Raw genomic sequence first — 24,564 nt, 5'->3', positions numbered from 1 at the left:
ATTTTCCGGATCGCTCCGGCAGTTCTAGAAAAACAGGCCGCGTGGCGTGAACACGCTGAGCAGCTTTGCAAAGAGCAGATACATCACGAGAATGAACCCCGATGTGATTACCGCCCGGCGCATCCAGCTTTTGATTTCGCGATGCGGGGCGGGATCGTAGAGGCTGAGCAGTGCAAAGAAGGCCAGTGCGCTGCCGCTGTAAAATCCGAGCGTTTCAGCGGCCCAGAAGATATAGACACTTGCCACGACCAGCCCCGGCAGGATGTTGAGAAACATCGTGCGGCCAATTCCTGTTCCGGCGCGCGACAGGCCCATAACCGCACGACCAAATGTCCAGAGTGCCAGCACGACAAAAACGCTTGAAATCAGCCTTGGAAACAGGAACGCCTGTGCCGGTTGCTGCGTAAAGCTGACATAGCAGACCCAGAGGCCAAGTGCGGCGATAGCCCCGGACGGGATGACATGTTGCCACTGTCTCATGCCTTTGCCTCCTTGGTCTGATCGGCGCGGTCCTGACGACGTTGCAGAACCTCCATCCAGGCCGAATAGGCGACAGAGGCGATCACGATCAGGATCAGCGCGATATTCAGCGTTCCGCCAAAGAAGTAACTGAACCGTCCATCGGTCGCGTCGGCGATCATCGAACCTTGCGTGAAATTGGCCTCGGCGATTGGTCCCAGAATAAGACCCAGCACAAGCGGTGCGGCGGTAAAGCCGAACCGCTCTAGAAAGAACATGCCAATGCCCAATGCGGCCATCACATAGACATCGCCCATCGAGTTTTGAACTGAGTAAGAGCCAAAGACAGCCAATCCCAGCACCACTGCGGCCATGACATATTGCGGCACCTGCGCCACCCGCGCGGCAAGACCTGCCACGTAAAGGCCAAAGATGCACATCAACACCTGCCCGATGAGCATCGAGTTGATAAAGGTCCAGGCCACATCCGGGTGATTGTCGAAAAGGTCGCTACCCGGAAAAATCCCGTGGATAAGCAAGCCCCCCAAGAGCACCGCCGCTGTCGGGCTACCGGGCACGGAGAGCGTCAGGAGTGGCACCAGCGATGGTCCGACCATCGCGTTGTTGGCGCTTTCTGCGGCGATCACGCCTTCAGAGTGACCCTTGCCGAACTTCTGCCGCTCCGGGCTAAACTTCTTGGCCTGATCATAGGCCACCAGCCCGGCAATCTGTCCTCCGATACCCGGAATGAGGCCGATTATAGACCCGATAGCTGTCCCGATGCTCAGCGCGCGCCAACGGCGGATGACTTCACGCATTGCCTTGCCGATGGGGTGTTTTTGTACAGCGATCACATCGCTCCCGGCTGGCTGTCGCCCTCTCGCGAACATCGCCAGCACCTGTGGAATGGCAAAGAGCCCGATCAGCGCGGGCACAATGCTGATCCCACCTGCCAGCGAAGGGTGAACGATAAAGCGCTGTGCGCCCATGATATCGTCAAAGCCGATGGTCGCGAGCCACATGCCCATGCAGCCCGAAAGCAGCCCTTTGACGACCGAGTTGGTATCCAGCGTGCCGATCACGGTCACGCCGAGTATGGCCAGCCAAAAGAGATGCGATGGCCCAAAGGCGAGCGCCCATTTCGCCAGCATCGGCGTGAGAAAGATCAGCAGTAGAACACCAAAAATGCCGCCCGCCGCCGAGGATAAAAACGAAAGTTGCAACGCTTCTGCCCCACGGCCCTGCGTAGCCATTGTATGCCCGTCCAGTGTCGTTGCGATATTGGCGGGCGCACCGGGGATCTTGAGCAGGATGGCACTGACCGCACCGCCCGCAACGGTTGAGGTATAGGCCGCCCCAAGCAGAATGAGACCATGAGCTGGCTCAAGTCGAAAGGTGAACGGAATGAGCAAGGCTACCGCCATGGTCGGCGAGAGGCCCGGAGTGGCCCCGAGGATCAGCCCGCCGATCGTGCCGCCCAAAAGCAGCATGAAGGCCATAGGCGTAAAGACCTCTCCGAAGTAGTAGATGAATTCCAACGCGCACCTCCCGTTGCGGTCTCCGACGAAAACGCCGGTTGATCTTCTACGGTAAGTGATGAAAATAGTAATACAAATGTTTTCATAAAATCCCCGAAATGGTGGTTTAGGTGTCTGATAAATATAATGAAAAAGTGGATATTGTGGCTGTTGCAAAGGCTGCGCGCGTGTCGCCATCGACCGTGTCACGCAGTTTCAATCATCCCAGCCTTGTCAGCCCAGCTACCCGCAAACGCATCACCCGTGCGGTGGAAAAGCTGGGCTATATCCGCAATCGCGCAGCGCAGTCGATGCACGGACGGCGTAACGCGACCATCGGTTTGATTGTGCCGACAATTGATCACGCAATCTTTGCCGAGGTGATTCAATCCTTTTCCGATTCTATCGACCGGGCGGGTTTCACCCTGCTCATCGCGTCGCATTCCTATGACCTTGATCGTGAATATGCGATGATGCGCAAACTGATGGAGCATCGCGTCGATGGCATTGCTCTTGTTGGGTTGGAACACTCAGATGCCAGCCTGCGACTTTTGGAGCACCATCGCACCCCGGCGATGGCGCTTTGGAACTACGCTGCTGATTCAGCCTTGCCCTGTGTCGGGGCAGACAACCACGAGGCGGGACGCAGTGCTGCTGATCATCTTCTCAGCCTTGGTCATCGGGATATCGGGTTGGTTTTCCCCCGCCCCGAGGGCAATGACCGTGCAAGTGCCCGGCTCTCTGGCGCGCGTGACCGGCTCTTGGCGGCCGGCGTGCCGCTGATTGCGGATTGGCAATGGGAGGCACCCTATAGCATTGCGCAGGCCAAGCAGGTGGCGCAGGATCTCTTGCGCCGCGCCCATCGTCCCACTGCGCTTTTGTGTGGCAATGACGTGATTGCCCAAGGGGTGATCTATGGCGCGCAAAGCTGTGGCTTGCGGGTTCCCGAAGATCTCTCGGTGATCGGAATCGGCGATTTCAAAGGCTCAAGCGAGATGGAGCCAGGCCTGACCACCATCCGTATTCCCGCCCGCAGCATCGGCGAAATTGCAGGTGAGCGGTTCACAGACCTGATCACCGGAGCAAGCGAAGATCACTTCCGCATCCGTTGTCCGCTTGAATGCATCGTGCGCGGCACGTCGCGCGCGGTTCACTCGATGGGTGACTGAAACACGAATTCCACGCCGGTCATTGGCCAGCAGCCCCTGTTGAACTCGATTGCCGTTCCATCCGGGGCGCGGTTAATGGCGGTGACATATTGCACCGGGGTGTTTTCGTTCAGGCACAAGATTTCGGCCTCATCGGGTTGCGCGAACCCACCGCTTACGCGGGTTTCGGCGCGGCGAAACCAAGGGATGCCTGCCGCTTTGTAAACCGCGCTGACCGATTGGCCGATTTGGTAGATCTTCTCAAACTCCGGGAAGCGGTGTGCGGGTAATTCCTTGCGCGTGAAATAGATCGGCGCGCCGTCCAGAAGGCGCATCCGGTGCAACACGATCACCCGATCGGTTGGTTCCAGATCAAAGAGACGCGCGGCCTCGGGGCTGGGGTGGGCGCGTTCCAATCGGAGGGTGCGCGATGTCACCTCGGCGTCGCAATCAATCAGCGAGTCGGCAAAGCGCATATCGTTGCGGATCACAAAGGCGCGTGGCACCTGTCGTACGAAAATGCCTACACCCTTACGCGCCTGCAATTTGCCCTCGCTTTGCAAGAGCGCCAGAGCGCGGCGCATGGTGACACGGTTAACCTGAAACATATCGGCCAGCTGGACTTCACCGGGTAGGCGGCTGCCGGGGGTCACGACAGCCCCCTCAATCGCTTGAGCCAGACGATCATAGATTTGCAGCCAGATTGGGCGTGTGGACCGGGCATCATAGGCCGTGCACGCAAGCGCCGCGAGTCCGGCCTCGGCGCGTGAGAGATCAGACAGGTCAGCCACGGGCTAACACCTTTCTACCTTGGACGAACACCGCCTCGATCCTACGTGTGTCCGGGTTTACCACAAGGATATCCGCTCGTTTGCCAACGTCCAATGTGCCGCGGTCCCGCAGCCCGACAGCCGCAGCAGGATTGGCCGAGACCAACGCCCAAGCCTGTGCAAGTGGCAGAACATCAGCATCGTGCAGCCGCCAAACGGCATGAAATGGTGCGGGATAATAATAGTCAGACGCCAATACCGTGCAAAGACCTGCCCGAACCGCCTCGGTCGCACAGAGTGCGCCATTGTGACTTTCGCCGCGCAGCGCGTTGGGGCCGCCCAGGATCACTGGCTCATCCGCGATGCGCGCCTCTTGCGCCGCCTCTTGGGTCATCGGGAACTCTGCCAATGTCACGCCGCGCGCGCGTCCCGTGCGACGATCCTCTTGCGTCAGATCATCATGCGACAGCACCGGGCGGCCCAGTCGGACGGCCTCTGCGCATATCCGATCTATCGCTTCGGGCACCTCATCCCGACGGGCGAGAACCGCCTTAATCGCAGCCTTGGCATCGGTGGGCGCAAGGCCCATGCGCACCGCCACCCGCTTGAGTTTGGCGCTCTCCTCGCTCAGCTTGTGATTGGCACTTGTGTGATCATTGAGCGATAGGATGTCGCCCGACCGCCGTGCCAACCAACCCAGAACTTCGTCTATATGGTCGAGTGCAAAAGTCTCCCACCGGATATTCAGCCGAGTGTCGCAGTCGAGCGTCGGCGCGACGCGCTCCAGCGCCGATAGGAGGGCGCGCGTGATCTCTATGTCACGCAATCCCGGCTCCCACGACACCGTCAGCCCGTGATAGGCGGTTGTGATGCCGTTGGAGATGAGCTGCGCATCCGCCTCGCGATACGCAAGATCGTAGGGAAAATGCACCCCCGGACGCGGCTGAACCAGGGCCTCGAACCCATCGCCGTGCAGGTCAATGATACCGGGCAGGATCAACCGGCCGGCTGCGTTGTAGGATTCGGCCTCTGGTGCCGGTTCTTGCGTGATCCGACCGTTGGTCACATGCAGGGGCTGCGCCGCAAAAGTTCCGCCCAAGAGCATCTGACCGCCGGTGAGTGTCCAGTTATTCGTCATGTCGTCGCAAATCTCCATGTCACGAAAGTGTCAACCGAATCCCGTATGCCTCGGTTGTGTGACGATCCTGTATACACAGCAACCCTGATTTGCCCCGAACCCACCGGAGACCTCTCATGATCCGTTCCCTGCTCGCCGCTGCTGCGGTATCCCTTGCCAGCACTTTGCCTGCCTTTGCAGAGCCGCTGAAATTCGCCGTGACTGACATTGAGGGGCTCGAAGCCCTGCAACAGGAGTTTGGTGCGTTCGAGGCAAAACTCGAAGAGATGACAGGACAGGAAATCGAGCTTTTCCCGGTCAGTTCGCGCACTGCGGCCGTAGAAGCGCTCAATCAGGAACAGGTGGATCTGGTTCTAACTGGCCCGGCTGAATATGTCGTCATCAAGGAGTTGACGGATGCACAGATCGTAACCGCATGGCAGCGCCCGAATTACTTTGCGCAGATCGTCACCCTTTCGGACGGGCCGATCAAATCGGTGCAGGACCTCAAGTATAAGGTCGTGACCTTTGGGTCTGTCGGTTCGACATCGCAGCACCTTGGGCCTGCGCAGGTTCTGGCTGATTTCGGTCTTGTGTATAACAAGGATTACCAGCCACAGATCATTTCCCGTAACACGGCGATCGAGGCGCTGATCCGGGGGGATGTTGCGGCGGTCGGCATGAACGAAAGCCACCTTGGTCGCATTCGCGAAGCCTTTCCAGATGTGTCCTTTACCGTCGTCGCCCGTGGTCGAGATCTGCCCAATGATATTCTTGTTGCACGGTCTGGCATCGACGCGGACGCTGTTGCCGCCGTCAAATCAGCGTTTGTGGACCACGCAGAAGAGTTGATGTCGGCGATCCTGACCGGAGAGGACAACCAGAAATTCAAGGGTGGGTTCTTTCTGACCAATGTGCAGGACAGCGACTATGACTATGTCCGCTCGATGTATGGCACCATTGGCGTGGATACCAAATCCTTTGTCGGAAACTGACAGGGCTTCATTCCACAAGGCCGGGGTGTGTGCCCACGACCTTACGCACTCCGGAGACTGATGATGCAGGTTCTAGAGCGGACCACGACAAGCGCGCCCGAGGGTCGTGCGGCTGATGTCGCACCGCTGATCGTCGCGCGTGGCTTGACCAAGGCCTATGACACGCGCGCAACCGTGCTTCAGGGAATTGATCTCGAAATCCAAGAGGGCGAGCGTGTCGCCCTGATCGGTGCCAACGGTTCGGGGAAATCCACCCTCCTCAAGAGCTTGATTGGGCTACATTCGATTTCTGATGGTACGCTTAGCTGTTTTGGTCATCCGGTCGGCCCAGAGGCAGGGCGTGCTCAGCGATTGCGCATGCGGCGTCAGACCGGCTTTGTTTTTCAGAAACATTGCCTCGTGCGACGCCGCTCTGTGCTGTCGAATGTGATCCATGGCCTGTTCGGCGAGCCGGGAAGTTGGCGCGCTTTTTCTCATAGCCTTGCGCCGCTCGAGTGGCGCAACCGCGCCATGCAGGCGCTTGCAGATGTTGATCTAGAGCATAAGGCGTTGCACCGTGCGGATGCCCTCTCAGGTGGACAGCAACAGCGTGTTGCCATCGCCCGCGCGATTGTGCGCAGACCGCGGCTGCTGATTGCCGATGAACCAGCAGCCAGCCTTGATCCGCTGTCCGGCCACAACGTGATGGAGCTTTTTACCCATCTGTGCCGCACGCAGGGCATTACGTTGATTTATACCTCGCATGATATGGCGCATGCCATGGATTATGCTGACCGGATTGTCGCGCTAAAGCGCGGAAAGGTATTCTTTGACCGACCCGTGACCAAGGTTGCGCCTGCTGATCTCAAGGACACGTTCGATGATTGATCGCCGGGTTCAGGCCCCTGACAGGTTTCGACGGTTTTCAACGCTGAACTTTGTCTTGATCGTCGCACTTGCGGCGATCCTCCTTGCCTCCATGGGGCAAGTCGCCCCCTCGCCCAAGCAGCTGGCTGACGGGTTGCCCGGTATGGCAAACTTGGTCGGGCGGATGCTGCCACCCAACACAGAACCGGATTTTCTGGCGCGTATCGCGGTGAGGATGGTCGAAACCTTTCAGATTGCCTTGGTCGGCGCGGCCATCGGTATTGCCCTCAGCCTGCCTATTGCGTGGTGCGCAGCGCGGGGTGTGTCCCCGCTCGGGCGCGGCAATGTTTTGGTCAAGGCGGGCATCTCGTTTTTGCGCACGGTGCCTGATCTGGTCTGGGCGCTAATCTTCGTGGCTTCGATCGGGCTTGGGGCTGTGGCGGGCACGATGACCATCATGGTCGATACCATCGGGTTTTGCGGGCGTTTCTTTGCCGAGGCGATGGAGGATGCCGAGAAGGAGCCGCAAGAGGCGCTCGCGGCCATCGGTGCAAACAGACCGTCGATCCTGATCGGGGCCATCCTGCCCGATATCATGCCGTCACTGATCAACTCCTCGCTGTTTGCATTGGAAAAGGCGGTCCGTTCTTCCGTCGTGTTGGGGCTGGTCGGGGCAGGGGGCATTGGTCAGGAACTCAAGGTTGCCTTTGATCTTTTTCAGTATCGCAATGCCTCGATGATCATTCTGGCGATCTTTGTGATTGTTCTGCTGATGGAAGTTTGCACAGACAAATTGCGCGCCCGCCTTCAGTGATCGCCCCCAGAAGACGGGTGTGAGGCCTCAAATTGTCTTCTATGGTCAAGGTCAACCGCGACGATTCGCCGGGCATGGTGTCCGCGACTCCACCTGTCGACCGGAACCTTTAATCGGCAGGAGCCGTCATGACCGCCTTTCCCCGTCTCCAATCCCGCCTTGCAGACCTACGCACCCGTATGGAAGCTACGGGGACTGATCTTGTGGCACTTGGACCGTCGAGCCATATGGCATGGCTCTCGGGCGTGCATCCGCATGGCGACGAGCGGCCCGTGATGCTGTTGGTCACGCGCGATTATGCCGGGTTTCTCATGCCCTCACTCAATGCCGCCTCAGCGCGGCAATCAACGGATTTACCATTTCATTTGTGGCGGGATGACGAAGGTCCGCATGCGGCGCTCCAAGACATCCTGAGCGCCTGTCAGGCAAACCGCCCGGGCCTATCGGTCGTGCTCGATGAAACCATGCGTACGGATTTTTCGCTGTTGCTGCTGGATCATCTTCAGGCCCCGAACCGACGTTTTACCGACGATACGGTCGGTGCGCTGCGAGCCTGCAAAGACGCCGCAGAATTCGACGCGATCAAGGCTGCGCACCTGCTCAATGATCGGGCGGTTGAGGCCGCTTTTGATGCGCTCCGCTTGGGCATGACCGAGCGCGAGTTGGTTCAGATTATTCAGGATTTCTATGGGGCGAATGGCGCGACGCTGGAATTCTGCTCGGTCTGCTTTGGCCCATCGGGGTCCTTTCCGCACCATACGCCCGGCGCGACGCGGTTGGAGCGCGACATGCCCGTGTTGCTCGATACGGGCTGCCGTCTCAATGGGTATCCATCTGATATGACGCGATGCGGCTATTTTGGAACGCCCGATGCCACCTATACTGAGGTATTCGCGGTGGTGGATCAGGCTGTGCGGGCCGCTCTCGCTGCGGCGCGCCCCGGCGCATTGGCGCGTGACGTCGACAAGGCGGCGCGCGATGTGATCACCGCCGCTGGATATGGCGACCGTTTCTTGCACCGCACTGGTCACGGGCTTGGCATCGATATCCACGAGCCTCCCTACATTACCGCGACGTCTGAGACGCCGCTTTCGGTTGGCAATGTCTTTTCCATCGAGCCGGGCATCTATCTCGAGGGTCGCTTTGGGCTGCGGCTTGAGGAAATCGTGATCCTACGGCCCCAAGGTCCAGAGGTGTTTTCCAACATGCCACGTGATTTGATCGTGCGCCCATTGGTTGGGTGATCAGGTGGAAACATCCTATGCGTGCGGGGCAATATAGGTCCGCTTCGGTGACAAAAAATTTTCCAGATGGAAAAATTTTTGTTGCAATGCTTTTCCATTTCGTCTGATGTGGGCCTCACGAAAGCCTTCTGACCCAAGGATGCCGATGACTCATACACCTGCCGGCGCGCCGCTCGCCTTGGGGCGCCGCATAAGAAAACGCCGGCAGCTCATGTCGATGACCTTGCAGGATCTCAGCAACGGATGTGGAGTATCTGTGAGCTATCTTAGCCAAATCGAGCGCGATAATGCGGTGCCCACCTTGGGCACCCTAGCCGAGATTGCGGCGGCGCTCGATGTCAGCATCGACCACTTTATCGCGACCCCGCGACAGGCAGATAGCGTGACACGCGCAGAGACGCGCCCGCAGTTTTCAATTTCGGGCACCTCGATCATCTACGAACAGATCGGCGCCGAATTTCCGGGGCATGAGCTCACATCGTTTATCCTCAATGTCCCGCCCGGCTACGAATCTGAAACCGTGCAACATTCCGGCGAAGAGTTGATTTTCGTGCTCGATGGTGAGGTGCTGCAAGTGGTGAACGGTCAACAGTTTCTACTGCGGACCGGCGATAGTATGCATTACCTCGGTCAGCACCCGCATTCTTGGTCCAACGTTAGCGAACGTTGGGCGCGCCTGCTATGGACAGGCAAGATGCTGCATGGGGCAACCCCTTCTTCCTATGTGCCGCGCACAGGCGCGGAGACCCAACAACCTGACATCCCCTGAACGACGCCACAGCATGTCGCGCAGGTATCAGCCGGGTTAACCGGCGCACCTTTCCAAATCCAACAAGGAGAATAACCCGTGAAACACCTACTGCTCTGCGCTTCGGCACTGGCGCTGACCGCCACGATGTCTGAGGCCAAAACCTTTGTTTACTGCTCCGAAGCCTCGCCCGAGGGTTTTGATCCCGCCCCCTTTACTGCGGGTGGCACCTTTGATGCCTCTGCGCATCCAATCTACAACCGCCTGACTGAATTCAAGAAGGGTACGACCGAGGTCGAGCCAGGTCTTGCGACAAGCTGGGATGTGTCCGAGGATGGGACCGAATACACGTTTCATCTGCGCGAGGGTGTCAAATGGCACTCCAACGACAACTTCACGCCAAGCCGCGATTTTAACGCCGATGACGTGATCTTTTCCTACGAGCGTCAGGGTTCGGCCGATCATCCGTGGCACCAGTATATCGCCGGTGTGACCTATGAATACTACACCTCGATGGCGATGCCCGAGCTGATCAAATCCATCGAAAAGATCGACGACTACACGGTCAAGTTCACCCTGAACCAGCCCGAGGCCCCGTTCCTTGCCAATATCGCCATGCCCTTTGCCTCGATCGTGTCCAAGGAATATGCCGATACGCTGGATGCGGCAGGCACCAAAGAAGATCTCAACAACCTGCCCATCGGCACCGGCCCGTTCAAGTTCTTGGCCTATCAAAAGGACGCGGTGATCCGCTACACCAAGAATGCCGACTATTGGGGCGATGGGGCAATCATTGACGATCTGGTCTTTGCCATCACCCCCGATGCGGCCGTGCGCCTGCAAAAACTGAAGGCGGGCGAATGCCACCTGATGCCCTATCCGGCCCCTGCTGACATTGAGACGATCAAAGCTGATCCCAACCTAAAACTTGATGAGCAGGCCGGTCTGAACGTGGGCTATCTGGCCTATAACACCACCGTCGCACCGTTTGACAACACCCGCGTCCGCAAGGCGCTGAACATGGCGATCAACAAGGACGCTATCGTTGAGGCTGTGTTCCAAGGGGCTGCCGCACCCGCCAAGAACCCGATCCCGCCAACGATGTGGTCCTATAACGAGTCGATCGTCGATGATCCCTATGATCCCGAGGCCTCTAAGAAGATGCTGGAGGAAGAGGGCGTGACTGACCTCTCGATGAAAATCTGGGCCATGCCGGTACAGCGCCCCTATATGCCCAATGCCCGCCGCTCGGCGGAGTTGATGCAAGAGGATCTGTCCAAGGTTGGTGTTTCGGTCGAGATCGTGTCCTACGAGTGGGGTGAGTATCTGCAAAAGTCGATGGAAGCAGGCCGTGACGGCGCGGTGATGCTGGGCTGGACCGGGGATAATGGTGATCCCGACAACTTCCTGTCGGTGCTCTTGTCCTGCGATTCTGCTGGTGAAGGCGGTGCCAACCGTGCCTTCTGGTGCAACGAGGATTTTTCTAAGCTGCTAAAGGATGCCAAAATCACTGCCGACCCGGCAGAGCGGACTGCGCTGTACGAGCAGGCGCAAGTGATCTTCAAGGATCAGGCCCCCTGGTTCACCATCGCGCATTCCACCCAATACGTGCCGATGTCGAACAAGGTTTCGGGGTTTGTGATGAGCCCCTTGGGCGACTTCACCTTTGAGACTGTCGACATTGCCGAATAACCAGATCGCCTTGGTATGAAACCGGACGCGCGGGGGCACAGCCCTCGCGCGTTTTCAAAGGAAAGCGGCGCATGATCCGATTTATCCTGTCCAAACTGCTCTACTTGGTCCCGACCTTTATCGGGATCACGATCATTGCCTTCAGCTTTGTGCGTATCCTGCCCGGTGATCCGGTGCTGCTGATGGCCGGAGAGCGTGGCGTTACCCCGGAACGGCATGCCGAACTCAGCGCCCAACTGGGCTATGACCAGCCTATTGTGCTTCAGTATTTCGATTTTCTCGGGCGCCTTTTGCAGGGCGATATGGGCAATTCGCTTGTGACCAAGAAGCCTGTGCTGGACGAATTCCTGACCCTCTTTCCCGCGACCGTGGAATTGGGTCTTTGCGCCATCATCATCGCCACGGTTATTGGCGTCACCGTGGGCGTGTTTGCCGCCATCCGTCGCGGTAGTTGGTTTGATCAGATTTCCATGACGCTTGCCCTTGTGGGTTTTTCCATGCCGATCTTTTGGTGGGGGCTGCTGCTTATCATCTTTTTCTCGGGCATTCTGGGCTGGACGCCGGTGTCGGGGCGTATCAGCCTGCTTTATTATTTCCCCAATGTGACGGGCTTCATGTTAATCGACAGCCTGCTCTCGGGGCAAAAGGGGGCGTTCACCTCGGCGCTGAGCCATCTCATCCTGCCCTCTTTGGTATTGGCCACTATCCCGCTTGCGGTTATCGCCCGCCAGACCCGGTCTGCCATGCTCGAAGTGATGGGCGAGGATTACGTTCGCACCGCCCGGGCAAAGGGCATGCCACAATACCGCGTCATCGGCATTCACGCGCTGCGCAACGCCATGGTGCCGGTGGTCACGACTATCGGCCTGCAAATTGGCGTGCTGATGGCGGGTGCAATCCTGACGGAAACTATCTTTTCGTGGCCCGGTATCGGGAAATGGATGATCGATTCCATTTCCCGGCGCGACTATCCCGTCGTGCAGTCTGGCCTTCTCCTCATCGCGGCGCTGGTGATGATCGTCAACCTGTTGGTTGATCTGACCTATGGCCTCATCAACCCGAGGATTCGTGTGAAATGAGCGATACATCCAACCTTGCTGCCCCGGTAAAGCTGTCCGACGCCGCAATCCGCCGCCGTATGCTGGCCGAATTCTGGTTCTACTTCAGCCAGAACCGGGGCGCTGTGATCGGTCTGGTTGTCTTCGTGCTGCTGGTCCTAACAGCGGTCTTTGCCGGAATTATCGCCCCGCACGACCCAACCACGCAATACCGCGAAGCGTTGCTTGTGCCCCCCGTCTGGGCCGAAGGCGGCAGTGCGCAATTCCTGCTGGGCACGGATGCGGTTGGGCGCGATATGCTTTCGCGTCTGATCTTTGGGGCGCAGTATTCGCTCTTTATCGGCATTGTCGTGGTCTCTATTGCGCTTGTGGGCGGGATCATCATTGGGCTCTTGGCTGGGTTTTTTGGCGGTTGGATCGACAATGTCATCATGCGGATGATGGATGTGATCCTTGCCTTTCCGTCGCTTCTCTTGGCGCTTGTGCTGGTGGCAGTGCTTGGGCCGGGGCTGACCAATGCGATGATCGCGATTGCCATTGTCTATCAGCCGCATTTCGCCCGCCTGACCCGCGCTGCCGTGATGACCGAGATGAAGCGCGAATATGTCACTGCTGCTCGCGTGGCGGGGGCGGGTAACCTGCGCCTGATGTTTAAGACGATCCTGCCCAATTGCCTTGGGCCGCTGATTGTGCAGGCCACGCTGTCGTTTTCCTCGGCGGTGCTAGATTCCGCCGCTTTGGGCTTTCTCGGCATGGGTGCACAGCCACCTGCACCCGAATGGGGGACCATGCTGGCAGAGGCGCGCGAGTTCATATTGCGCGCGTGGTGGGTTGTTACCTTTCCCGGCCTTGCCATTCTGGTTTCGGTGCTGGCCATCAACTTGATGGGCGACGGGCTGCGCGATGCGCTTGACCCCAAGCTGAAGCGGAGTTGACGATATGGCACTTTTGAACATCAAGAACCTGACCGTCAAATTCGCCACCGCCACCGGTAGCTTTACCGCCGTGGACGGGATCGACGTGCATGTCGACCGAGGTGAGGTATTGGCCATCGTGGGTGAGAGCGGCTCTGGCAAATCGGTGTCGATGCTGGCGGTTATGGGTCTCTTGCCTGATACCGCCACCATCACCGCTGATGAGATGACCTATGACGGGCGCGACATCTCGAACCTCTCTGCGTCGGAGCGTCGCCACCTGATTGGCCGCGAGATTACCATGATTTTCCAAGAACCGGTGGCGTCGCTCAACCCCTCGTTCACCGTGGGATTTCAGATTGAAGAGGTGCTGCGTCTCAACCTTGGGCTCTCGCGGGACGATGCCCGCGCCCGTGCGCTTGATCTCTTTCGGGCCGTCGGCATCCCCGAGCCCGAGACCAAGATCAACGCCTATCCGCATCAGATGTCAGGCGGCCAATGCCAGCGGGTGATGATCGCCATTGCTATTGCGTCGAACCCGCGCCTTTTGATCGCGGATGAACCGACAACAGCCCTTGATGTGACAATACAGAAACAGATCCTCGATCTGTTGATGAAACTGCAAGAGGATTACGGCATGGCGCTGATCCTGATCACCCATGACATGGGCGTCGTGGCCGAAACCGCCGACCGGGTGGTGGTGCAATATCAGGGGAAAAAGATGGAAGAGGCTGACGTCCTTTCGCTCTTCGAGGCACCGCAGCATCCCTATACTCGCGCTCTGCTTTCGGCCCTGCCCGAGAATGCAACCGGCGACCGGCTGCCCACTGTCTCTGACTTCTTCGCGCAGGAGGCAGCACGATGACCGCTGACGCCCACTCTCCCGTTGTCGAAGGTCGGGTCATTGTTCAGGACTACGCAGTGCCGGGCAGCCTTTTTGCCCGTGCGGGCAAGGTGCGCGCGCTCAATGGCATCGACTTTGCTGTCGAGAAGGGCAAGACCCTGGCCATCGTTGGTGAAAGCGGTTCTGGCAAGTCTACCCTCGCGCGGATTATCGCGCTGATTGATGCCCCCTCGAGCGGCGAATTGCGGATTGACGATCACCCCGTTGATATTGCCCGCAAACGCCCCAGCCCGGCCCTGCGTTCCAAGGTGCAGATGGTGTTTCAGAACCCCTACGGTAGCCTCAATCCCCGCCAGAAAATCGGCAATGTGCTGATGGAACCGCTGGTGATCAACACCGATATGCCCGCATCCGAGCGCCGCGACCGCGCCGAGGCGATGATCAAGAAGGTCGGCTTGCAGCCCGAGCATTTTAACCGCTATCCGCATATGTTTTCGGGTGGGCAGCGGCAGCGTATCGCGATTGCGCGCGCGCTCATGCTCAATCCTTCGCTGCTGGTGCTTGATGAACCGGTGTCGGCGCTTGATCTCTCGGTGCAAGCACAGGTGCTCAACCTTCTGGCGGATTTGCAGGAAGAGTTTGAGCTAACTTACGTCTTTGTCAGCCACGATCTTTCGGTTGTGCGATACATTGCTGACGATGTGATGGTGATCTCAAAAGGTGAGGCGGTCGAGCAGGGCAGCCGAGAGGCGCTTTTTGCTGATCCGCAGCACCCCTATACCCGTGCCTTGTTCGCCGCGACACCTATCACCGATGTCGCGGCTATCCGCGCGCGTGTCGCGCGGCGTCAGGCCGCAAGGCAGGGTTAAACGGCCTCGGGTTCCGTCATTTCCTTGGCGCGTGTGCGCAACAGGAATTTCTGGATCTTGCCGGTCGACGTGCGTGGTATTTCTGTAAAGACGAACCGCCCCGGCACCTTGTAGGGTGCCAGATGATCGCGGCACCACGCCCGCAGGGTTTCCGCATCCGCCGCCTGCCCGTCAGCCAGTTCGACAAAGGCGCAAGGGGTTTCTCCCCATTTTTCGTGAGGCATGGCGACAACGGCTGTAACAGCCACCGCCGGGTGCCGATAGAGCGCCTCTTCAACCTCGATAGACGATATATTCTCGCCCCCTGAAATGATCACATCCTTGGAGCGGTCCTTGAGCTGGATGTATCCGTCCGGGTGCCGCACGCCGAGATCGCCGGAATGAAACCAGCCCCCCGCAAAGGCCTCTTGCGTGGCCTTGGGATTGCGGAAATAGCCCTTCATCACGACATTGCCGCGAAACATAACCTCGCCCATGGTCGTGCCGTCGCGGGGCACAGGGTTCATGGTCTCCGGGTCCAGAACATCGAGCCCCTCAAGTGCCAGATAGCGCACCCCCTGACGTGATTTCAGGCGGGCTTGCTCTGAGGCGGGCAACGTCGACCAACTGTCATGCCAGTCATTCACCACGGCAGGCCCATAGGTTTCTGTCAGCCCATAAAGATGGGTCACGTCAAAACCGGCATCCTTCATATCCGCCAATAGCTTTTCAGGCGGTGGTGCCGCAGCGGTAAAGAATTGCACCGTGTGATCCAAGGAACGTTTAACCGTCTCGGGGGCAGAGATCATAAGCGACATCACAATCGGCGCGCCGCAGAGATGTGTTACCCGCTCTTGCGCAAGCGCCTCCCAGATTGGTTCTGCCCGCACTTGGCGCAGGCAAATGTGTGTGCCGATGATGGCAGAGAGCGTCCAGGGGAAACACCAGCCATTGCAGTGAAACATCGGCAGGGTCCAGAGATAGACCGCATGCTTGGCCATCGACGTCGTCAGGGCATTGCCCTGCGCCAAAAGATACGCCCCGCGGTGATGTGACACCACTCCCTTGGGGTCGCCGGTGGTGCCGGATGTGTAATTGATGGAAATCGCGTCCCATTCATCCTCTGGCATCAGCCAGTCGAACGATGGATCGCCCGCTGACAGGAACGCTTCGTAATCTTGTGCTGTGGCTGCGATTTCTGGCCCGCTGAATTCGGAATCGTCATATTGGATCAGGAGTGGGGTGACTTTGGCGAGCGATAGGGCCTCTTGCATCAGCGGCATGAATTCGCGGTCCACGATCACCACCCGCGCCATCGCGTGATCAAGTTGAAACGCGATGATCCCAGCATCAAGCCGGGTGTTGATCGAATGCAGCACCGCGCCGCACATCGGCACGCCGTAATGACATTCCAGCATCGCGGGTGTGTTTGCCAGCATCACCGAGACAGTATCACCGCGCCCCAATCCATGTGCGCCTAGCGCCGAGGCCAATTGGCGTGAACGGTTATAGAAGGCCGCATAGCTGCGCCGCAGGGGCCCATGCACAATCGCGGTATGATCCGGGAACACGGTCGCCGCACGCTCCAGAAAACTGAGTGGCGTCAAGGGTTGGTGGTTTGCGGGGTTGCGGTCGAGATCAGAGTTATAGGGGTTCGGTGTCATGGGTCAGGCATCCTGCCATTGGGGCGCGCGTTTCTCGATAAAGGCACCGATGCCCCCTTGGGCGTCGTGCGCCAGCATATTGTCCACCATCACGGCAGAGGCATAGGCATAGGCATCCGAAAGGGTCATCTCGCGCTGTGCGTAAAAGGCGCGCTTGCCGGTCGCGAGGGTCATGCTTGATTTCGACGCGATCTTGCGGGCCATGGCCATCGTAGCGGACTGCAGGTCCTCAGGGGAAACCGCATGGTTGATGAGGCCCATTTCCGCCGCCCGCGGTGCCGGGATCATATCGCCGGTGAGCAACAGTTCCATCGCATGTTTGCCCGCCACATTGCGCGACAAGGCCACCATCGGCGTCGAGCAGAAAAGCCCGATATGCACACCGGGCGTGCTGAATTGGGCGGTTTCCGCCGCAACCGCCAGATCGCAGCTTGCGACCAACTGACATCCCGCAGCGGTGGCGATGCCTGTCACCTCGGCAATCACCGGCTTGGGGCAAGTGACGATGGCTTGCATCACGCCGGAACAAAGTGCCATCACCGTGGTGAAATAGGCGCGCCCCCGGTCAGGGTTGGCGCGCCCAGCCGTCATTTCCTTGAGATCGTGGCCCGCGCAGAACGCGGGCCCGTTTGCCGCCAAAATGATGACCCGCACCGCAGGATCATTCCCGGCCTCTCGAAAGACCCGACCCAGTTCCGCCAGCATCGCCTCGGACAGCGCATTGCGCCGTCCCACGTCATTGAGCGTCAGGCGCAGGATACCTGCGCCGTCGAGGTCACAAAGAAGGATGTCGCTTTTCTGCATGGGGTCTCGTCCTTTCAGAGGTCAGAGAATGTTGATCTCCACGCTTTCGGCGAGCGTGTTGGCGATAAAGCAGTAGCGGTGCGCGCGGTCCTGCATTTCGGCCAAGTGCGTGTCATCCACAGTAAAGCCGGTGTCGAACCGAACCACCGGATGCAAATCAATGCGCGTGACCGACATCTGTCCCTTGGGATTTTTGCCCAGATGGGCCACGGCATAGTCATGATAGCTCGCGACTGGCCAGCCCGCCTTGGCCGCGAGCGCCAGAAAGGTCATCATGTGGCAACTGGACAGCGCCGAGGCGAGCGCCTGTTCAGGATTGGTGTGGGCGGGATCGCCGCCCCAATCCGGGGCGGCATCCACTTGCACATCATGGTGGTTGTTGAACTGCACGGTATGGGCGTTGGAATATTTGCCGGTGTGCAGCACAGGTTCGGCGCGCTGCCAATGCAGCTCGATTGCGAGGTCAGACATCTATCAGGTCTCGTTTGGTTGGGCGCGCTCAGGCAGCGGCAATTTTCTTGTTGGGGTCGTAGAAGGGGCGTTCCACCATCACGGCGCGCACTGGCCCTTGGCTGGTCACGACCTCGACCTCGGCACCGATGTTGGCATGCTCTGCCGCGACCATGGCCAGTGCGATATTGCGCTCCAGACGCGGCGAATAGACGGCTGATGTGACCTTGCCCACCTGCACACCCGCGACATTTATCGCCCAGAAAGTGGTGTTCGGCCCCTTGAGCGGTGCGCCGTCAATGATCAGGCCGATCTGTTTGCGGCTCGGCCCTTGCGCCTTGATATGACGCAGCGCGGCCTTGCCGATGAATTCGGCCTCAATATCGACGTTGACCAGACGGTCCAGCCCCAACTCATAGGGGTTGGTTTTGATGTCGGCATCAGCATGATAGGAAAGCATCCCGCCCTCGATCCGGCGGATAGAAGAGGTGTGACCGGGCTTGAGGCCAAACGGCATACCTGCCGCCATGATCCGCTCCCACAGAGCATCGCCATGGGCGCTGTCCCGCAGGTAAATCTCGTAGCCCAACTCGCTTGACCAGCCGGTGCGCGACACAAGCAGGGGAATGCCATCCAGTTCAAGCTCACGCAGCCAGTAGTATTTCAACTCCATGATGCTCTCGCCAAAAAGCTCTTGCATGATCAGGCCCGATTTCGGCCCCTGCAATTGCAGCGGCGACACATCAGGTTCGCCAATGGTGACGTCCATACCGGAATGTACCGCCACGCCCTGCGCCCACAGAAGAATGTCGCTATCTGCCAGCGAAATCCAAAAGTGGTTTTCGGCCAGACGCAGCAGGATCGGATCGTTGAGAATGCCACCTTCCGCATTGGTGATCAGGATGTATTTGCACTGGCCTACCGCCATCTTGGACAGGTCGCGCGGGGTTAGCATTTGCACGAAGCGCGCGGCGTCCGGTCCCGTGATTTCGACCTGACGCTCAACCGCCACATCGCAGAGGATGGCATCATTCACGAGGTTCCAGAAATTCTGTTCGGGATCACCAAAATCGCGGGGGATATACATATGATTGTAAACCGAAAATCCCTTGGCGCCCCACCGCACGGTGGCGTCGAAATAAGGGGATTTGCGGATCTGGGTGCCGAAGCCGAAGTCGTCTGCTTGCATCATGGTTTTCGCCCTTGCTGTCCCGTCGCGCCACAAGCGGCGGACTGTCTGAAACTGGCGATCTTCTAGGGCCATTCAGTGCTGCAATTTGGTCTGAAAAAACGATCCGCGCAGGCTGAACAGCCTGATTTTTGGGCGGGTATGGACTGCGCAGTCGTAACGATCACTTGCCGTCTTTGGCCGTGAGAATCGCGAGGTTCGGCTGACCGGATTTGACCCGTCGCGTGGCGATATAGGTCATGTAACGGTCGATGCCCAACTCAGCGGCAAGCATGGCCTCCATCACGGTCTGGAACCGCGCAAGGCTGGGGCAGATGACCCGCATCACATAATCCATTCCGCCGCCGGTCGCGATGCATTCTGTGATTTCGTTCCGGCCACGCACGAACCCCTCGAACCGATCGAAATCCACTTTGCGGTGATGCGTGAGCGAGACGGTCACGACCACTTCGGTGAAATCACAGATCTTTTCGAGAACAATGTCAGCGTGATAACCACGAATAAATCCAGCCGCTTTGAGCCTGTCCAGCCGTGCCCAACAGGGTGTCGGAGAGATGTTGGCAATTTCGGCCAGCCGTGTCTTGCTCAGGGGGCCATGCTGTTGGACGGCATTGAGAATGCGGATATCCGTTGCATCAAGCCCAAGCCGTTTCATCCCATTAAAACCCCTTGCCACCGGGTTGCCATTGGTCATCGCGCCGCGCCGCGCAAGCCCTGTAGAGTGTATCGCGCATATCCGCGCCCCGTCGTCCTATTGCAACATCTTTTGCTCAAAAAACGACGGTGATCGTCGTGTGCCAACCAAGTCTTGGCGAGAGATCGTTGAATATGGGGTGGTTTCCTTGCTAGAGGTCTAGGGTGAGCGGCCCAAACCAAGGCGGAGAAAGTCATGAGCGGATTACTGGCTTTGTTCGACGATGTGGCTGCCATCGCCAAGCTGGCTGCGACGCAACTCGATGATGTTGCGGCGCAGGCGAGCAAGGCAGGGACAAAGGCCGCAGGTGTGATCATCGACGATGCCGCTGTCACACCGAAATATGCAACTGGTCTGCCTGCCGCGCGGGAATTGCCTATTGTCTGGAAAATCGCGCGGGCCTCGTTTTTCAACAAGCTGGTGATCCTACTGCCCGCAGCGCTTTTGTTGAATGCGTTTCTGCCGTGGATGTTGACGCCGCTTTTGATGATTGGCGGTGCCTATCTGTGTTTCGAAGGCGCCGAGAAGGTCTGGCATTTGATAGTGCCACACAAGGACCATGGCCCGCAGGAGGCCGAAACCCTTGAGGCCGCGCATCTTGAAGAACAGCGTGTCAAAGGGGCGATCAAAACCGATTTCATCCTGTCCGCAGAGATCATGACCATCGCCTTGTCACAGATCGACATTGGTACCTTTTGGATACAGGCTGCTGCCTTGGCCTTGGTGGCCATCGGCATCACCATCTTGGTTTATGGGGCCGTGGCTTTGCTTGTGAAGGCCGATGATGTCGGCCTGCATCTCAGCACGACCGGGCACTTTGCCCCAACACGCGCGTTAGGGCGTGGAATTGTCCGGTCTATGCCGGGTGTATTGGCGGGAATCGGGGCTATCGGTACGGTTGCGATGCTGTGGGTCGGGGGGAGCATTCTTGTGCACGGTTTGCATGACCTTGGCTGGCATCTGCCCTATGAGCAGATCAAACATGCCGCGACATGGGCGGCAGATGCGGTCGGGGCGATGCCCGGCTTTGTCACTTGGGGTGTGACGGCGGGGCTGGACGGAATAGTCGGGCTAGCGGCTGGCCTTGCACTGATCCCGGTGGTCACGCGCGCCATTGTTCCTGTGTCCGGCTGGCTCTTTCCTGAGAAGTTGTGATTCCGTTCCGTGGCCATCAACGGCAGAGCGATGGCTATTCCTATCTTGCTAGGTGTTCAAAACTCCGTCTCTTGTGGGATCACCCGCTTCCTTCTAGCTTCGCGTAAATTTCCTTGGCGACACGGTGGCAACCTTTGAAAAGTGACTCGGCAAAGATGATGCAATCCGGGTTGCGTGCCGCGCTCTTGCAGCGCGGGTTTGCCGTATCCGATGCCTTGTGGACGCGCCTTTTGGGCGGGCGCACCAATCAGAGTTGGAAGGTCGAGGCCGGGGGCCTCTCTCTCGTTGTCAAACTTTTTGGGAAGAGCTCTGACAATCCCTTGTTCCCCAATGATGCAAGCGCTGAGGTGGCCAGTCTTCGGTATCTGGACAGTCTGAACCTTGCCCCAAGATGGTTGGATGACTTTGCCTTGGCTGAGGGACATTGTGTGATCTACGACCATGTTCCTGGCCAAACCTGGCAGACGGGCGTGGCAGAGATTGCCACGCTTTTGCACCGGGTTCACGGCATGGGCGGGCCTGTGCATCTGCGCGCGGTACCTGATGGGAGTGACGCTCTTCTACGTCAAACAGAAGATATCCTGTCCCGCTGTCCCCCGGGCAAAGCCAAATCTTTTATGAGCCTTCGTCCCTCTGGCGTGATTGCGCCTTTGGGTCGCTCCTGTTTTCTGCATGGCGATCCGGTGCCCGGAAATATCGTGGGACATCCGGGTGACTGGCGATTGATAGACTGGCAATGCCCGGCATATGGCGATCCATGTGAGGATATCGCCCTGTTTCTGTCCCCCGCGATGCAAATGGCCTATCGCGGTTCCTCGTTATCAGAGAGCGAACGCCAGAGGTTTATCGCGGCCTATCCAGAGCAGGGGATCATCCAGCGTTACCAGTCGCTAGCGGCCTTCTATCACTGGCGCATGGCCGCCTATTGTCTCTGGCTCGATTCGCGTGGTGATGCCGCTGCTGCCGAAGGTGCAGAGGCGGAAATCGCTGCAATGAGCACGGCACTTTCCTGAAATTGCACAAAAATTAATCTTGCCGTTGCAACTATATCTCTTACGGGCGAGATTAGGCGCATGGCGAAATTTCAGGTTCCATTGAGCCTTGAGCTATGGCATAAGCAACCCTAAGTCCTTTTGGGATGTCATGGTCCATAATGGATAGGAGAATAAAATGAACAAGATTACGACTTTTGTCGCCGCTGCCGCTCTGGCTGTTTCTGCTGCTGCTCCTGTGCTTGCAGAAGAGGCCAAAACGAATGCTGATCCGTTTGTCTCGACACAAGGTGCGGGCGCTGGTCTGGGTCTGGGTATTACCACCGGCACAGCGGTTGCTGTGGTCGCGGGCGCAGTCATCGTGGGTGCAGTTGCTGCATCGGGCGGCGACGGCTCGTCCTCCACGACGACCACAAACTAAGATCATTCCAGCTTTTCTGGCTGGTTGTGAGACACGTAATACAGAAAACGGGCATAAGTGCCCGTTTTTTGCTGTTTTAAGGATAGGATGATGGCAGGGCCAAAAGCTCGTCCAGCTGTCTGCCAATCCAGCCGCGCGGGATGAAATGGCCGCGGTTATGCACATCAAGCAGAACGCGACCTTCGGTGCAGTCCTCCCACGCGATGCGCTGAAAGCTTAAAATCTCTGTCACGCTCCAGTCTCCGCGCTCCTCACCCGGTTCGGCACATCCCAGCCTGTCCCGCCAGAGTTTGACCGGCCATGTGCTCTCGCCGTTGGGGCCAAACGGAAAGTCCATGACGGTATCAGCGGTCCCATGCACGTGGCGAATCTCTTGCGGGGCTTGGTGACAGGTTTCTGATTGCCGAAGTGTTCCTGATATCGCCAGCAGGGCAGCAACGCGGTTGCCGTTCTCGCACACGTAGCGCCAAGCCATTGCAGACCCGAAGGAATAGCCAGAAACAAAGAGACGCTCGCGGTCTATCGGATAACGCAGGGCGGCATCCTCGATCACGGCAGTGGCAAAGGCGACGTCATCCGTTTGGGACGTCCAGAAATCCCATGTTTTGCCCTCGCCATTGGGGGCCAGTAACAGCACGCCTCGGCGTCGGGTGGCCCCTGCGACGCGGGGATGTTTCACCACGACCGTGCCTTGCCGCATCCAGCCGTGAAAATGCAAAACTACTGGCAGTGGTGTCTTGCCGTCCCACCCATCCGGCTCGAGCACATGATATGATCGATCCCCAAGCATACAGGGTACCTCGGCATGACATTGGCCAATTGCGCCCTCGGTTGCGACTGCCAGATCAGCCCAGAACATACACAGGATCACCACCAAATAACGCATACTACGCCTGCTCATACCTTGCGGTCAGCCTAACCACCGTGCCTGAGATGTCATCTCACAAAGGTGTCAGAATGAGCCCCGGTTCCAACGCACCGGGGCCTTATAGGTTAGATCAGCGCAAAGATACGGGCAGGCCCGCCAGAGCCGCCCCGATGTTTGGGCGCGCCGATAACGATGGTCGCGCCAGAGGCGGGCACCTTGTCGAGATTGGCCAGACATTCGATGCCGAAGCGGCCCGTGGGCAACCAAGCGTAATGCGTGGCGAAATCGGCCGATGGGCCATGATCGAGTGACAGCGTATCGCTGGCAATCGAGCGGGCGCCGGTTTCCTCGATCAGCATTTGCGCTGCCTCGATGTGAAAGCCGGGATAGTGCTGTTTCTCGCCGTCAAAGCCGCGAAACGCCTCTGTGCCAGTCTTGGAACCCCAGCCGGAATGGAGTGCGACGCAGGCCCCGTCGGGGATCGGGCCATGGGCGGCAATCCAAGCCTTGAGGTCATCGGGGGTCAGCATTGTATCGGCATCCTGTGCGGCGCGGGCAGCGATATCCACGACACAGAGCGGCGCCACCAGATCACCCACAGCGATTTCATCCACTGATGCGCCATCCGCAGAGAAATGCAGGGGCGCATCCACATGGGTGCCGGTGTGTTCGTTGACCGTCAGCGTCATCAGGTTAAAGCCGTTTTCGGCAAAGTTGAAATTCTGCTCGGTCGAAATGCCGGGTGCGCCGAAATAGGTGGGGAAATCGGCGTCATAGGTATGGGTCAGGTCCTCGACCTTGGCATGGCCATGCGCCAGAGCAGGCGTGCCGCCGAGAGGCGAGAAGGCAGCAGCCGCACCGGCCCCCGCTGCAGCGGTGAAAAAGTTACGGCGCGACAGCATCCTGTCCTTGACCGCGTTGATGATGCAGGCGTCACACATGGCATGTCCTTTCGGGTTTTGGCGCATATGGGGTGCAGCCTAGCATGATTCTGCGCTATGCAAGGGGCGGCTTTGGTCGCAAAGAGGAAACAGGGGCATGCCATGGTGGCACTGATGCGGTTGCTGATCTTTGGATTGATCGCCCTGACGGTGATCTATCTCGCGATTTCGTGGTATTCGCGCTCTGCCCGGCGGCGGAAAATGGAACTTGATTGGGAAGAAGCGGGTCGTCCCGGCGACAGGACTACCTATATAGAGGCTGGGATGGTGCAGTATGAGCGCTCTTTGCGCAAACGGCTGATCTGGCTGGTCTATATTGTTCCGGTGACGGCGGTGGTGGTCATTATATATCTGACGAACTTCATGTAAGGG

At 58.5% G+C, this 24,564-nt stretch carries 26 protein-coding genes; 15 read left to right on the top strand and 11 right to left on the bottom strand.

The genetic code is table 11. The features are described 5' to 3' along the window. Positions 1 to 24 precede the first annotated feature (24 nt). Together ACLGGT_RS04915 and ACLGGT_RS04910 are read right to left on the bottom strand one after the other, a co-directional pair. Positions 25 to 480: a tripartite tricarboxylate transporter TctB family protein gene (locus ACLGGT_RS04915; RefSeq protein WP_151977918.1), complete on the bottom strand. Its 456-nt coding sequence runs from the start codon at positions 478 to 480 to the stop codon at positions 25 to 27. Further along, positions 477 to 1,997: a tripartite tricarboxylate transporter permease gene (locus tag ACLGGT_RS04910; RefSeq protein ID WP_151977920.1), complete on the bottom strand. Its 1,521-nt coding sequence runs from the start codon at positions 1,995 to 1,997 to the stop codon at positions 477 to 479. Before ACLGGT_RS04910 ends, ACLGGT_RS04915 begins: the two co-directional genes overlap by 4 nt. 110 nt (positions 1,998 to 2,107) lie before the next feature. Between ACLGGT_RS04910 and ACLGGT_RS04905 the strand changes: the two genes are divergently transcribed. After that, entirely contained in the window at positions 2,108 to 3,145 is a 1,038-nt protein-coding gene (locus ACLGGT_RS04905) for a LacI family DNA-binding transcriptional regulator (protein ID WP_008279577.1), read from the top strand. Here ACLGGT_RS04905 and ACLGGT_RS04900 read toward each other — a convergent pair. Both ACLGGT_RS04900 and ACLGGT_RS04895 read right to left on the bottom strand, forming a co-directional pair. Beyond that, positions 3,127 to 3,915, bottom strand: coding sequence for a GntR family transcriptional regulator (locus tag ACLGGT_RS04900; RefSeq protein ID WP_219435752.1), 789 nt, complete (start codon positions 3,913 to 3,915; stop codon positions 3,127 to 3,129). The genes ACLGGT_RS04905 and ACLGGT_RS04900 overlap by 19 nt on opposite strands. Next, positions 3,908 to 5,032 (bottom strand): alpha-D-ribose 1-methylphosphonate 5-triphosphate diphosphatase, encoded by a 1,125-nt coding sequence (locus ACLGGT_RS04895; protein ID WP_437195169.1) that lies wholly within the window; start codon positions 5,030 to 5,032, stop codon positions 3,908 to 3,910. The genes ACLGGT_RS04900 and ACLGGT_RS04895 overlap by 8 nt, the downstream gene beginning before the upstream one ends. A 116-nt stretch (positions 5,033 to 5,148) precedes the next feature. Between ACLGGT_RS04895 and ACLGGT_RS04890 the strand changes: the two genes are divergently transcribed. The 10 genes from ACLGGT_RS04890 (at position 5,149) to ACLGGT_RS04845 (ending at position 15,035) form a co-directional block, all read left to right on the top strand. Continuing rightward, positions 5,149 to 6,006, top strand: a complete 858-nt coding sequence (locus ACLGGT_RS04890; RefSeq protein ID WP_437195168.1) for a PhnD/SsuA/transferrin family substrate-binding protein — start codon at positions 5,149 to 5,151, stop codon at positions 6,004 to 6,006. Between the two features lie 63 nt (positions 6,007 to 6,069). Continuing rightward, positions 6,070 to 6,873 carry a phosphonate ABC transporter ATP-binding protein gene (locus tag ACLGGT_RS04885; RefSeq protein ID WP_081507448.1) on the top strand — a complete coding sequence of 268 codons (804 nt, stop codon included), beginning with the start codon at positions 6,070 to 6,072 and terminating at the stop codon, positions 6,871 to 6,873. Then, positions 6,866 to 7,666 (top strand): phosphonate ABC transporter, permease protein PhnE, encoded by an 801-nt coding sequence (phnE, locus tag ACLGGT_RS04880; protein ID WP_437195167.1) that lies wholly within the window; start codon positions 6,866 to 6,868, stop codon positions 7,664 to 7,666. The genes ACLGGT_RS04885 and phnE overlap by 8 nt, the downstream gene beginning before the upstream one ends. A 128-nt stretch (positions 7,667 to 7,794) precedes the next feature. Beyond that, positions 7,795 to 8,910, top strand: coding sequence for a M24 family metallopeptidase (locus ACLGGT_RS04875; protein ID WP_437195166.1), 1,116 nt, complete (start codon positions 7,795 to 7,797; stop codon positions 8,908 to 8,910). Between the two features lie 139 nt (positions 8,911 to 9,049). After that, positions 9,050 to 9,679, top strand: coding sequence for a helix-turn-helix domain-containing protein (locus ACLGGT_RS04870; protein ID WP_008279569.1), 630 nt, complete (start codon positions 9,050 to 9,052; stop codon positions 9,677 to 9,679). Positions 9,680 to 9,805: 126 nt separating this feature from the next. Further along, positions 9,806 to 11,350 carry an ABC transporter substrate-binding protein gene (locus ACLGGT_RS04865; RefSeq protein WP_437197396.1) on the top strand — a complete coding sequence of 515 codons (1,545 nt, stop codon included), beginning with the start codon at positions 9,806 to 9,808 and terminating at the stop codon, positions 11,348 to 11,350. Positions 11,351 to 11,421: 71 nt separating this feature from the next. Further along, positions 11,422 to 12,429, top strand: coding sequence for an ABC transporter permease subunit (locus tag ACLGGT_RS04860; RefSeq protein WP_008279567.1), 1,008 nt, complete (start codon positions 11,422 to 11,424; stop codon positions 12,427 to 12,429). Further along, complete coding sequence (locus ACLGGT_RS04855; protein ID WP_008279566.1) at positions 12,426 to 13,343, top strand: ABC transporter permease subunit; 918 nt, start codon at positions 12,426 to 12,428, stop codon at positions 13,341 to 13,343. The genes ACLGGT_RS04860 and ACLGGT_RS04855 overlap by 4 nt, the downstream gene beginning before the upstream one ends. A 4-nt stretch (positions 13,344 to 13,347) precedes the next feature. Next, on the top strand, positions 13,348 to 14,187 hold the full coding sequence (locus tag ACLGGT_RS04850) for an ABC transporter ATP-binding protein (protein WP_008279565.1): 840 nt from the start codon (positions 13,348 to 13,350) through the stop codon (positions 14,185 to 14,187). Beyond that, positions 14,184 to 15,035, top strand: coding sequence for an ATP-binding cassette domain-containing protein (locus ACLGGT_RS04845; RefSeq protein ID WP_437195165.1), 852 nt, complete (start codon positions 14,184 to 14,186; stop codon positions 15,033 to 15,035). The genes ACLGGT_RS04850 and ACLGGT_RS04845 overlap by 4 nt, the downstream gene beginning before the upstream one ends. On the opposite strand, the gene ACLGGT_RS04840 is transcribed toward ACLGGT_RS04845, so the two are convergent. The 5 genes from ACLGGT_RS04840 to ACLGGT_RS04820 form a co-directional block, all read right to left on the bottom strand. Then, positions 15,032 to 16,678, bottom strand: a complete 1,647-nt coding sequence (locus tag ACLGGT_RS04840; RefSeq protein ID WP_437195164.1) for an acyl-CoA synthetase — start codon at positions 16,676 to 16,678, stop codon at positions 15,032 to 15,034. The genes ACLGGT_RS04845 and ACLGGT_RS04840 overlap by 4 nt on opposite strands. A 3-nt stretch (positions 16,679 to 16,681) precedes the next feature. Next, complete coding sequence (locus ACLGGT_RS04835; protein ID WP_437195163.1) at positions 16,682 to 17,482, bottom strand: enoyl-CoA hydratase; 801 nt, start codon at positions 17,480 to 17,482, stop codon at positions 16,682 to 16,684. Between the two features lie 21 nt (positions 17,483 to 17,503). Beyond that, positions 17,504 to 17,953: an OsmC family protein gene (locus ACLGGT_RS04830; protein ID WP_081507453.1), complete on the bottom strand. Its 450-nt coding sequence runs from the start codon at positions 17,951 to 17,953 to the stop codon at positions 17,504 to 17,506. Between the two features lie 28 nt (positions 17,954 to 17,981). Continuing rightward, entirely contained in the window at positions 17,982 to 19,124 is a 1,143-nt protein-coding gene (locus ACLGGT_RS04825) for a glycine cleavage T C-terminal barrel domain-containing protein (RefSeq protein WP_219435744.1), read from the bottom strand. 160 nt (positions 19,125 to 19,284) lie between these two features. Continuing rightward, the gene (locus tag ACLGGT_RS04820) at positions 19,285 to 19,776 is read right to left on the bottom strand and encodes an Lrp/AsnC family transcriptional regulator (RefSeq protein WP_037296997.1); all 492 of its coding nucleotides are present in this window, start codon (positions 19,774 to 19,776) and stop codon (positions 19,285 to 19,287) included. Positions 19,777 to 20,010: 234 nt separating this feature from the next. Here ACLGGT_RS04820 and ACLGGT_RS04815 point away from each other — a divergent pair, with 234 nt between their 5' ends. The 3 genes from ACLGGT_RS04815 (at position 20,011) to ACLGGT_RS04805 (ending at position 22,383) form a co-directional block, all read left to right on the top strand. Then, positions 20,011 to 20,970, top strand: a complete 960-nt coding sequence (locus ACLGGT_RS04815) for a DUF808 domain-containing protein (protein WP_437195162.1) — start codon at positions 20,011 to 20,013, stop codon at positions 20,968 to 20,970. A gap of 134 nt (positions 20,971 to 21,104) precedes the next feature. Then, entirely contained in the window at positions 21,105 to 21,983 is an 879-nt protein-coding gene (locus ACLGGT_RS04810) for a phosphotransferase (protein ID WP_437195160.1), read from the top strand. A 157-nt stretch (positions 21,984 to 22,140) separates the two neighbouring features. Next, the gene (locus tag ACLGGT_RS04805) at positions 22,141 to 22,383 is read left to right on the top strand and encodes a hypothetical protein (RefSeq protein WP_008279556.1); all 243 of its coding nucleotides are present in this window, start codon (positions 22,141 to 22,143) and stop codon (positions 22,381 to 22,383) included. 76 nt (positions 22,384 to 22,459) lie between these two features. On the opposite strand, the gene ACLGGT_RS04800 is transcribed toward ACLGGT_RS04805, so the two are convergent. Together ACLGGT_RS04800 and ACLGGT_RS04795 are read right to left on the bottom strand one after the other, a co-directional pair. Continuing rightward, entirely contained in the window at positions 22,460 to 23,269 is an 810-nt protein-coding gene (locus ACLGGT_RS04800) for an alpha/beta hydrolase family esterase (RefSeq protein WP_008279555.1), read from the bottom strand. Positions 23,270 to 23,376: 107 nt separating this feature from the next. Further along, on the bottom strand, positions 23,377 to 24,192 hold the full coding sequence (locus ACLGGT_RS04795; protein WP_081507458.1) for a cyclase family protein: 816 nt from the start codon (positions 24,190 to 24,192) through the stop codon (positions 23,377 to 23,379). Between the two features lie 102 nt (positions 24,193 to 24,294). Here ACLGGT_RS04795 and ACLGGT_RS04790 point away from each other — a divergent pair, with 102 nt between their 5' ends. Further along, positions 24,295 to 24,561, top strand: a complete 267-nt coding sequence (locus ACLGGT_RS04790; protein WP_037296811.1) for a hypothetical protein — start codon at positions 24,295 to 24,297, stop codon at positions 24,559 to 24,561. Positions 24,562 to 24,564 lie beyond the last annotated feature (3 nt).

This window comes from Roseovarius sp. MS2, assembly GCF_051447875.1.
GTDB classification, from domain to species: domain Bacteria; phylum Pseudomonadota; class Alphaproteobacteria; order Rhodobacterales; family Rhodobacteraceae; genus Roseovarius; species Roseovarius mucosus_A.
The sequence above is the reverse complement of the archived record's forward strand: the minus strand, read 5'-3'. Positions and strand labels throughout refer to the sequence as shown.